We start from the raw sequence: 10,989 nt of genomic DNA on the forward strand, positions 1-10,989 counted from the left end.
GCTATAATGTAAGATAAGGTAGTTTTACCCAGGCCGGGAGGGCCGTGTAGCAGTACATGGTCAAGCGCTTCGCCACGCTGGCGGGCAGCCTGTACAAATATTTTTAAGTTGGCCAATATTTTATGCTGACCGGTAAAATCTTCAAACTGCTGCGGACGTAAAACTTTTTCAATATCACGTTCGGCATTGCTGAGACGTTCCGGCGCCGGATCAAGATGCTCATTCATTACCAACGAAATTAGTTTTTTTTAGGTGAAAGGCGAAAGGTTAAAGGTAAAAGGTTTGTTTCTTTTAAGGTGAAAGGTAAAGGGCGAAAGGTAAAAGGTTCTTTCGGGTTAAATCGAAAGGTAAAGGATGTAAAGTTTTTGCCTGGTTAATTCACCTTTCACCTTTCACCTAACAATCATCCTTCGGGATACTTCCTGAAAATACTATTGATTTTCATCTGGATCACTCCAAAAAATGCTTCCTTGAAAATACCTGTTGACATTTTGGAGGTGCCGGCGGTGCGGTCGGTAAATATAATAGGGACTTCTGTTAATTTAAAACCATGTTTAATAGTAGTGTACTTCATTTCAATCTGGAAGGCATAACCTACAAATTTTATCTTATCCAGGTTTATGGTTTCCAGTACTTTACGCTTATAGCACATAAAACCAGCTGTTGAGTCGGCTACGTCAATCCCGGTAATAAACCGTACATATACCGATGCAAAGTAGCTCATCAATACCCGGCTCATAGGCCAGTTAACCACATTTACACCACTGCTATAGCGCGAGCCTATTGTTGCGTCGGCGCCGTCAATGCAGGCCTGCCTTAATCTTAACAGGTCATCCGGATTGTGTGAAAAATCGCAATCCATTTCAAAAATATAGTCATAATGATGTTCGATGGACCATTCAAAACCACGGATGTAGGCTGTTCCCAGGCCCTGTTTACCGGCCCGCTCTATTAAAAAAAGCTGCTCCGGATAAACATTCATCAGGTTTTTAACAATGACATTGGTGCCATCCGGCGACCCATCATCAATAATAAGTAAATGAAAATCATGCGGAAGGGAAAATACTTTACGGATCATCCGTTCTATATTTTCCTTTTCGTTATAGGTAGGTATAATAACAATACTGTCTGGCACGTATTAATTTTGATGTTTAATGAAATAAAACACAAAACAACGATTTTTATTATACAATTGGGTTATCCGGATGAATTGGAACTACTTTATTATCCTGAATATCTAATCCCTTAGCTAATACGTCATCTACCAGGTAGGCCTTTTCTCTTAATCTTGGACTAACAAAAAGGAAGATCACAAAAAATCCAAGGCAAATACCTACAAAAAGCCAAAAGAATGATGCACCTGTATACCGGGCAAAATAACCATGGTTGGCAATGCTGTTGTTTACCACCGTATTAAAAAATGAACCCACAGAATAGGTGAAATACCAGATAGCTGTCATGGTACTTTTCATAGATACGGGTGATTGGGTGTAAGCATACTCCAATCCAACAAGTGAAACCAATACTTCGCCTGCTGATAATATTACATAGGCCAGTATTTGCCACCAAACAGACGGGTGCAGGCCTTTATCAACTTTTTCCTGTAGCAGAGCGATGATAACGAAGCTAAATGCTGTAACCAATAGCCCAAAACCTATTTTACGGAGCGGGGTTAATTTTAATCCAAGCTTTTCGGCCAAAGGGTATAAAAGGAAATTGAAAAGAGGGATCATCACCAGCAAAAACACAGCATTAACGGTTTGTATTTGTGATGGTAAAATATGCCAGCCAAAAATGCCCAGGCTCAGGTTAAGCTGGGTTGATTGCAGTACCCACTCTGCACTGTTCATATCCCATAGCGACCAAAATATAGGAATAAAAGCGAACACCGCCATTATACGCCAAACTGCTTTGATGCCATCTACTTTTTCAAAACCATATTTATCTTCGGCATAAGCCCACGCGGCTTTGCCCGCTTCTTTTTTCCTGAAGCTCCATATCATCGCATAAAAGCTTACCGATACAAAATTTGCTTTATTGATGCCTTTTGCGGGTAGTTTTACATAGCTTTTACTGCCCGAGAAGAAGATTACAGTAGCAAGCGCCATTAATATACCCGGTACGCCAAACGCCCATGATGCGCCAAATTTATCGTAAATTAAAGGGATCAGGAATAAGCTAACCATGGAGCCTGCATTGATACTGAAATAAAACCAGCTGTAAATGGTGCTCATGAGGTGCTGGTTACTATGATCAAACTGATCGCCCACATTGGCAGATACACATGATTTTATAGCACCTGCCGAAAAGGCTATAATAATTAAGCCGGTTTGGAAGCCGGCCAGGCTGGTATCAAACATTGATAACAGGAAATGGCCTATGGTGTAAATAAGCGAACCTATCAGGATAACCCGGTATTTACCAAAAAACCAGTCGGCCAGGATTGCACCAAGCAAAGGGGTAGCATACACCAGGGTTGAAAACATGTGATTAATGCTATTTGAATGTGCATTTGCTTCAACAGAGTTTTCATGACTGAAAAACTGGTGAACCAAAAAAACAGCGAGGATGCTCCGCATTCCGTAAAAGCTAAAACGTTCTGCAAACTCGTTGCCTATAATGAACGGTACTGCTCTTGGAATTTTACCTATTGACCTGGACTGTGCTGCTGTTTTTTCCTGCATTTAGTTATGAATATAAAATTTGGGCCTAAATTAGTATAAATCTTTTAAATCAGAATTTAATACCGAAAGTGTTACAAACTATGTATGAATTGTTTTGATTATTAAACGTTAACGTAGGTTTAATTCTAAAATTAATGTGATGTTGGAACAAGTTTTTTGTCTTTCAAAGCTTGTTTTTTAGGGTCGATGTATTCCTTCTCGGCGGTATTGCTGGCATTATCAGGAATATTGCGCATATCCAACTGCTCAACATAAACCCAGCGGCCGTTCTTTAATTTATAACCGTCATAAGTGAGGTCGGGGCCAAAAGTTTCAGGCTTATCTTTTTGCCTGGCATCAGGGGGAGCCAGGTGATCAAATATGATAAGATTTTGCTCCGGCACATACCTTAACAGCATGGAGGCTTGTCGGGCGTATTCAAATATCACTCTTTTACGGCTTTTGCCATTACCATCAAAAACCGGCATGCCAAATACGGGCCCGGCATCATTAAATGATAGTACATCAATAACCCTTTTGTTTGATTTTACGGTATTACCTTTCCAGCCTATTAAAACATAATACGTTTTTTGAGCATAAACCGGTATTACTTTATAATACTGTGCTCCGTACCATTTATGGCTGTCGGTAACAGAATCTTCGGGGTTTTTTAGCAGTGGTGAATAATCCTCAAGGGGATACATTTTTAAAAATCCACCGGTATTCATTTGCACAGTACCATAAAAACGGTAACTGCCATCCCGGTTCATGATAGACCAGCTTAAGATCCGGAAGCGATTGTCGGGCGAGTTAATGATGCTGATAGCTTTTAACGAATCAAAATGGTAAAGGAAGGAATTGGGTACTTTTAAAGCACTTACCATTGTTTTAATAAACTTGTAATTGGCGTTTTTACGTTCCAGATCGTTTTCATTGTTAATGAAAGTTTTACCCAGGGTTTTAAGTGTATCCTCGTAAAGCTTTAACTGCTTGATGCGCGCGGTCTCGTCTGAGTGCTGGGCATAGGTATGTAAACAAAGCAGGAGGGATAGGAGGGATACAAAAAGCTTTTTTATCACTTGTTGGTAAGGGTTTTAGTTATAAAAGTAATAATTTATTGTTAATGTGTATACGCCATACGTTATTGCGGGAAGCAATAATGTACAGCGTAAGTTTACCACTAACGTAAATTTTCGATAACCATTGCGCTGGCGCCACCTCCGCCGTTACAAATTCCGGCTGCGCCAAATTTGCCCTGGTTTTGTTGTAACACATGTACTAAGGTTACAATGATACGTGCCCCCGAAGCACCTAATGGATGCCCCAATGCTACAGCGCCGCCATTAACATTCACTTTTGCCGGATCGAGCTTTAAAAGCTGGTTATTGGCGATTGCCACTACCGAGAAAGCCTCGTTGATCTCGAAGAAATCAATTTGGTCTGCTGATAAACCAGCCCTGTGCAGGGCCAGTGGAATTGCTTTTGATGGCGCTGTGGTAAACCACTCCGGCGCCTGTTGTGCATCGGCATATGATACAATGCGGGCCAGGGGAGTAATGCCCAGCTCATCAGCTTTTTCACGGCTCATTAATACCAAAGCCGCTGCTCCATCATTTAAGGTTGATGCATTGGCTGCGGTTACTGTACCATCTTTTTTAAATACGGGTTTTAAAGTAGGGATCTTATCAAATTTAACCGTATTGGGCTCCTCATCATCAGCAAATAAGTTGACGTCGCCTTTTTTGTCTTTAAGTTCAACAGGGGTAATCTCATTCCTGAACTTACCGTTGGCCTGCGCTTTTTGTGCCCGGTTATATGATTCTATGGCGAAGGCATCCTGCTCTTCCCGGCTTATGTTGCAATCCACGGCGCAAAGCTCGGCGGCAGAGCCCATGTGATAATCGTTATAAACATCCCATAGGCCATCTTTCACTAATCCGTCGATGATCTGTCCGTTCCCTAACCTGTAACCGTTACGCGCTTTATCAAGGTAGTAGGGAACATTGCTCATGCTTTCCATCCCGCCGGCAACCACGATATCGTTTTGACCAAGGGCGATACTTTGGGCAGCCAGCATAATAGCTTTCATGCCCGATGCGCAAACCYTATTGACGGTTGTAGCAGGTAAGTAAGGTAAACCGGCAAATATGGCCGCCTGTGTAGCTGGCGCCTGCCCTAAATTGGCCGACATTACGTTACCCATATAAACTTCCTGGATTTGACCGGGCTTTAAACCCGCCTTTTCAACAGCCGATTTGATAACCTGCGCACCAAGCTGTGCGGCACTTATTGCGGCTAAGCTACCCCCGAAACTGCCTATTGGCGTGCGGGTAGCGGCTACTATTACTACTTCTTTCATGTGTCCCTCATTAAATTGGTGAGGCAAATTTAGTTATTTTGAAGAGAGTAAAAAGCTATGCGTGCATAATAATTATTAAACCGTACTTCTGCGTCGCCTCATTGAAATTAATAGGTGCCCGCTAAGAAAACATAACATGGGGATAAGGTCATCCGGGATATTATTTTCAAAAAGAGTTATGGTGTCTGTTAATGAAAAAAATGGACTTTTGATGCGTATGATGGTTCCCCATTTTTCTGAAAACCATTCATACTGATTGCTGAACATACTTATACTTACAAATTTGGCTTTAAAACCATTTTTCATAATAAGGTAAGGGTAGGTGTCTGAATGTTCTGTAACAGCCTTTCCTATCAGATTATTATTGTTGTCTTTTATAGATACTTCTGTTTTGCCGTAAAATAAAGGCTCTTCTGATTCAAAAGTCCAGCCTTTACCTGCAATAGAGGCTGCTCCGGTTCGCCTGGCAAAACCTTCGTAAATCAATTTGCCGTAATTATTAATATTGTTTGTTAAAAAATATTCGCCGTTAAACCAGTCCTGCCTAATCAGATACAAAGTTTTGATATCTTTTATCTCCTGATATTCCATCACTCTGTTCCTTTTTTCTTCTTCGCACTTTTTTTACGTGTAAGCAAAGCCTGCTGCATCAGGTATTCTATTTGCCCGTTGGTGCTCCTGAATTCTTCGGCGGCCCAGGCTTCCAGTTCCTTTAATACATCAGGATTAATGCGTAATACAAATGCTTTTTTCTCAGCCATATCAACTCCCCGCCGCGGCTGCGGCCTGTGCCTGTTTTATTAAAATTAAATTTACCCCCAGCAAGGCAAGTAAGGGCAGGTCGGGTATGCTTTTCAACTTGTCCAGGTTAACCGATATCTCAAATGGTTTTTTAAAGCCCCACATTAGGGTTTTTACATCCAGTATATCGCCGTATTGGTCGCTGGTTAAACTAAAAGTGCGCGTAAATATTTTTTTGTTTAAGTACATTGCTTCAAAGCCGTTATTCATGCTCAGTTTTACCTTGCGCGATAATATTTCGGGAGTAACAATGCCTATTTCCATGCCATCATTGTCATGGATCAATAACGACCGGTTAAAAATTCCCTTGCGTTTAATGATCCATTTTTTTTGTGCCGTCTCCAGTATCGTAGTGGTTTTCCATAAATTGGCATAGCTTAGTTTGGCATAGCTAAACTGACCATCGGTCAGCTCAAAGCCGGGCCGGAAAAATCCATTCCTTGTTATGGAGAGCTCGCTGGTACGCAGCTGATCAAAGCTTCTAAACTGGTTCATCCTATTAATGGTATAAGGTGCCTGTATTTACAACCGGACTAACACTTCTGTCGCCGCATAATACCACCAATAGGTTGCTCACCATGGCAGCCTTACGTTCTTCATCAAGCTCTACTATATTTTTTTCGGATAGTTYGTTCAGTGCCATTTCAACCATACCTACGGCGCCTTCAACTATCAGCCTGCGGGCAGCAATAATGGCCGATGCCTGTTGTACCTGCAGCATGGAGTGGGCAATCTCTGGCGCATAAGCCAGATGCGAGATTCTTGCCTCCAAAACCTCGATACCGGCACGGTCGAGTCTTTCGTTCAGTTCCTTCTCCAATAAAAGACTTACATGCTCAGCACCCCCGCGCAGGGTGATTGTGGCTGTTTCATCCTCCAGGTTATCATAGGGAAATGAGTTGGCCAGGTGCCTAACAGCAGCCTCGCTTTGTATGTTCACATACTGTATATAATTTTCAACCGCGAAAACAGCGCTGGCGGTATCTTTTATCTGCCATACAATTACAGCAGCAATTTCAATTGGGTTACCAATACTGTCGTTCACCTTTAGTTGCTGGCCGTTAAGGTTAAATGCCCTTAATGAAACTTTTCTTTTTACAGTGAAAGGATTCACCCAAAAAAATCCGTCTTTTTTTACCGTACCTACATATTTACCAAAAAGCGTGAGCACTTTTGATTCATTTGGGTTTACAATAACCAAACCGGGTAGTATAAAAACAAAGCTCAGTATGCCTAATATGGCCCCTATTGGTTCTTCGCCAATAAATAAGCAAACAGCGGCTACTGCCAACATAACAAGCAGTAAGGCAAAAGCCGTAAAACCAGAGGGCGGGTTGATGATTTTTTCGGAATCCATGATGATTTAAATTGATTTTAAAATGATATCACAAAGATATCATAATTGATTTGATAAAAGCAAGAAAAAGTCCATATAACAGAAACTTATATTAATTTTGAGCGGTTAATTAAACAAATGGCAAAGCTATCCACCTCGCGGCAAAAGGCCTTAATGCGTAAATACGCCCGTAATGTTAAGTTTTTGATGATGCTGGTCAGCATCAGCCTTATCGTTTTCTTTTTGCCCAAGCAGGCAAAATTTAGCTATGAGTACGAAAAAGGACGCATCTGGAACCAGAAGGACCTGGTATCGCCCTATAATTTTGCTATACTAAAAACCGCGCAGGAAATTGATAACGAAAAGAAAACTGCTTACGAAAGTATCACTCCTATATACCAGCTTGATGCAGCCACTGAAGGTCAGCAGATAGAGGGTTTTAAAAGCGACCTTGAAATAAAATGGCATAATGCCGGCATCAATGATCGCTTTAAAACAAAATATACAGAGGTTGGTGTCGCTTTATTAAAAGAAGTGTATGATACCGGTATTTTAAAACTGAACGATAAATACCTGCAGCACGCCAATAATTACCCGGTAACTATTTTAAACAAAAATGTAGCCACCGATAAAAATACCAACGCGCTGTTCACCAAAGAAAAAGCTTTAACGTATTGTGATAAGATACTAAGCAAACATACGGATATAGATAAGGCTTTTATGCTTGATTTGCTGCAGAACAGGATCCAGAGCAATTTAAACTATGATGATAACCTTACCCTGCGCCTTGAAAAAGAGGTTTACGATGGGCTTTCCATAACCCGTGGCATGGTGCAAAAGGGAGATGTAATAGTTTATAAAGGATCGGTTATTAATGATGATGTTTACCAGAAATTAGAATCGTATAAAAAGGCTTTTGAAAACAATGCCCGGGTAAACGGTAACCATACACTGGTACTACTGGGGCAGTTTTTCCTGGTATCTATAGCCATATCGCTATTGATGATATTCCTGTACCTTTTCCGTAAGGATATTTATGCCGATAACCGGCTGGTGGGTTTAATATTGCTGGTTATTACGGCTATGCTGGCAACTTTATCGGCAGCCATAAAGCTGCAGTTTCCGGCAAACCTGTATTATATCCCTTATTGTATTGTGCCAATTATCATCCGTATTTTGTTTGATACACGTTTGGCGCTTAATATTCACCTGCTGGTGGTACTAATAGCCGGCTTTTTTGTTCCCAATAGCTTTGAATTTGCTTATTACGAGATCACGGCCGGGATGGTATCTATTTATAGTATTAAGAACCTTATTCGTCGTGAGCAGTTCCTCATTTCGGCTGCCATTATCATCTTTACCTATTTTGCGGCTTTCCTGGGTATTACTTTTATCAGGGAGGGAACATTTTTGGATATCGATTGGATGGATTTTCTGCCTTTTGTGGTAAGCGTGCTGCTTACCCTGCTGGCTTACCCAATGATCTACATATTTGAGAAGATCTTTGCTCTTACATCAGATATTACGCTCATTGAGCTTACCAATACCAATGCGCCATTATTGCGCGAACTGGCCTTCACGGCTCCCGGCACTTTCCAGCACTCTTTGCAGGTGGCAAATTTGGCCGAGAATGCCATTTACACCATTGGTGGGAATGCTTTACTGGTTAGGGCAGGAGCATTGTACCATGATATTGGTAAAATGGAAAATCCATTGTTTTTTATTGAAAACCAAAGTTCGGGCTTTAACCCGCATGATAAGCTGCCGTATGAAGAGAGCGCCCAGGTGATCATCAGGCATGTTAGCAAGGGGATTGAAATGGYACGCAAAGCCAACCTGCCCGAAGTTATTATTGATTTTATCCGTACCCACCATGGCAATACCCGGGTTGACTATTTTTATCAGTCGTCATTGAAGAATTTTCCCGAGAAATTCATCAATGAAAACATTTTTAGGTACCCCGGACCTATCCCTTTTTCAAAAGAAGCAGGTGTTTTGATGCTTGCCGACTCGGTTGAAGCAGCTTCGCGTTCATTAAAAGAGCCGGATGAAGAATCAATAAGTGTTTTGGTTGATAGGATAGTAAAATACAAATTAGATCAGAACCAGTTGAAAGACAGCAATATAACTTTGAAAGATATTGAAACTATTAAAACTATTTTTAAGCGGATGCTGATGAGTATCTACCATGTGCGAATAGATTATTAGAAATCGAATTTTTTTTTTGACGGGAACATTGAATTGCTATATTTGCAATCCCGAAAAAAGGGAATCTATTTAAAAAAAACACACGGTGAGGTGCCTGAGAGGCCGAAAGGATCAGTTTGCTAAACTGACGTACGGGAAACTGTACCGAGGGTTCGAATCCCTCCCTCACCGCTGATAGCGATATCAAACAAAAACAAAAGCCTGTAAATCGTATGATTTACAGGCTTTTTTATTATGTGGGATTCTCAAAATAGCCCAATAAAAGATCAAGATTTACTCACCAAAAAGCAGGATAATTCACTGAATTACGATATATTAAGTAGGGTTGGGGTCTTGACTTTTTAATTTGTTGATCAATATTTGGTTTTGTTTCTTTATTTAAACCCAAATATCAATGGAAATATAAAGGTCACAATAATTGTCCATGCGATGTAAATGGGTAGGTAGAACGCAATGACTTTCCCGACCCTGACTATGTCAGCTTTTTTTGAAAGTACCCTGAAAAGTTGGACAGCAACTAAGAGCAGGTTTACTAAAATTAAGACATTAGCACCCAGGACTGCAGTCCTGTTTGGTGTGATGCCCCATTCTGAGATCCGGAACAAAATGGCAGAGAGCGCAACACCATTAACTATTATGGTTATAACAGATAGCAGAAAAAGAACCCAGATCTGGGTATAACTTTTAGTGGTCTTAGATGTTTCGGCAACAGAAAAAAAGATAAGGGCCATAACGCCAACCAGTAATACATTAAAGATCAGCAAGAACTCGCGGTCGTTATAAGGGTTTTTGTGCGAATAAACTATTGCAATAAGGTAAATTACCAGCATTACTATTACCAGGGGACTAAATAGTTTAGCGATTACAGGGGAAACCTTACCTACCAATTGTGGATTGGTCTGGGTAAGGTAGGTGCCAACAATTGGTGCAGCGGCAAGCCCGAAAATTCCAATATTTTTGAAATAAAACTCTTCAATATGAAAACCGATCAGCGAGAAAAGCCCGATGGTTATACCGCYCATTATAGCGCCTGCTATCAGGATGAGGGTTGTCATCACGATTAGGTCGCCGTTATACTTTAAAAAGCTGAGCCGCTTACTGTCGTTATTTCTCTGCTCACCAATAAAAGCAAAGCCTAATATCGACCATAGGAATAAGAGTAAATGAAGGCACGATAAGATCAGGGTATCGCTTTTCTTAACCTGAGGAAGGAAATTGATAAAGATCAAACCTGCAAGGGTTGCGCCAACAATAAAAGCAATTTTTATGGTTGATAATTTGTTCTTCCAGGCAAAGTAAACCGTTAACAGCGGGAAAACGATAAAACCGATGTTCCTGGGATAGAAAAACTCTTCATCTATTGACAAAAATGCCGGTAGCTTCGCAATAACACCAGCCACCAGTGAAGCAATTATCACAAATAATAATTCACTGCCTGTGCCCCAGTTGATCTCATCAATTTCGTAATTCAGCCTTTCATTCCAGAAATCAGCGAGTGGATTGCCTTTTAGCTCCGGGTATAATGCACCGAACGATCGTTTAAATGACGCCTTGTTAGTCCGGTACATCTTTTCGAGTTGCTTAGGGTCGTTTAGGTGGGTTAATATTTCGTCTTTCATGAG

At 40.9% G+C, this 10,989-nt stretch carries 10 protein-coding genes, 1 tRNA gene and 1 pseudogene; 2 read left to right on the forward strand and 10 right to left on the reverse strand.

Going from position 1 to position 10,989, the window contains the following annotated elements:
* The 9 genes and pseudogenes from AC1DPZ_RS15435 to AC1DPZ_RS15475 all read right to left on the reverse strand — a co-directional run.
* Positions 1 to 227: pseudogene (locus AC1DPZ_RS15435) on the reverse strand (Holliday junction branch migration DNA helicase RuvB); the annotation flags it as partial.
* A gap of 176 nt (positions 228 to 403) precedes the next feature.
* Positions 404 to 1,135, reverse strand: a complete 732-nt coding sequence (locus AC1DPZ_RS15440; RefSeq protein WP_477404912.1) for a polyprenol monophosphomannose synthase — start codon at positions 1,133 to 1,135, stop codon at positions 404 to 406.
* Between the two features lie 49 nt (positions 1,136 to 1,184).
* Complete coding sequence (locus AC1DPZ_RS15445) at positions 1,185 to 2,684, reverse strand: POT-type proton-dependent oligopeptide transporter (RefSeq protein ID WP_477404914.1); 1,500 nt, start codon at positions 2,682 to 2,684, stop codon at positions 1,185 to 1,187.
* 131 nt (positions 2,685 to 2,815) lie between these two features.
* Entirely contained in the window at positions 2,816 to 3,742 is a 927-nt protein-coding gene (locus AC1DPZ_RS15450) for a hypothetical protein (RefSeq protein WP_477404916.1), read from the reverse strand.
* A 101-nt stretch (positions 3,743 to 3,843) separates the two neighbouring features.
* A complete protein-coding gene (locus AC1DPZ_RS15455; RefSeq protein WP_477404918.1) occupies positions 3,844 to 5,022 on the reverse strand; it encodes an acetyl-CoA C-acyltransferase in 1,179 nt (392 codons plus the stop codon).
* A 75-nt stretch (positions 5,023 to 5,097) separates the two neighbouring features.
* Complete coding sequence (locus tag AC1DPZ_RS15460) at positions 5,098 to 5,613, reverse strand: hypothetical protein (protein ID WP_477404920.1); 516 nt, start codon at positions 5,611 to 5,613, stop codon at positions 5,098 to 5,100.
* Positions 5,613 to 5,783, reverse strand: coding sequence for a type II toxin-antitoxin system antitoxin (locus AC1DPZ_RS15465; RefSeq protein WP_477404922.1), 171 nt, complete (start codon positions 5,781 to 5,783; stop codon positions 5,613 to 5,615). The genes AC1DPZ_RS15460 and AC1DPZ_RS15465 overlap by 1 nt, the downstream gene beginning before the upstream one ends.
* A gap of 1 nt (position 5,784) precedes the next feature.
* Positions 5,785 to 6,318, reverse strand: coding sequence for a hypothetical protein (locus tag AC1DPZ_RS15470; protein WP_477404924.1), 534 nt, complete (start codon positions 6,316 to 6,318; stop codon positions 5,785 to 5,787).
* 4 nt (positions 6,319 to 6,322) lie between these two features.
* Complete coding sequence (locus tag AC1DPZ_RS15475) at positions 6,323 to 7,180, reverse strand: SPFH domain-containing protein (RefSeq protein ID WP_477404926.1); 858 nt, start codon at positions 7,178 to 7,180, stop codon at positions 6,323 to 6,325.
* 117 nt (positions 7,181 to 7,297) lie between these two features.
* Between AC1DPZ_RS15475 and AC1DPZ_RS15480 the strand changes: the two genes are divergently transcribed.
* Both AC1DPZ_RS15480 and AC1DPZ_RS15485 read left to right on the forward strand, forming a co-directional pair.
* Complete coding sequence (locus tag AC1DPZ_RS15480; RefSeq protein WP_477404929.1) at positions 7,298 to 9,367, forward strand: HD family phosphohydrolase; 2,070 nt, start codon at positions 7,298 to 7,300, stop codon at positions 9,365 to 9,367.
* Between the two features lie 84 nt (positions 9,368 to 9,451).
* Positions 9,452 to 9,538: transfer RNA gene (locus AC1DPZ_RS15485), tRNA-Ser, on the forward strand.
* Between the two features lie 203 nt (positions 9,539 to 9,741).
* Here the strand turns inward: AC1DPZ_RS15485 and AC1DPZ_RS15490 are convergent.
* Positions 9,742 to 10,989, reverse strand: a 1,248-nt coding sequence (locus AC1DPZ_RS15490) for a hypothetical protein (protein ID WP_477404931.1), incomplete at its 5' end; no start/stop codon positions are given.

It is taken from the genome of Mucilaginibacter sp. P4_G9 (genome assembly GCF_056400985.1).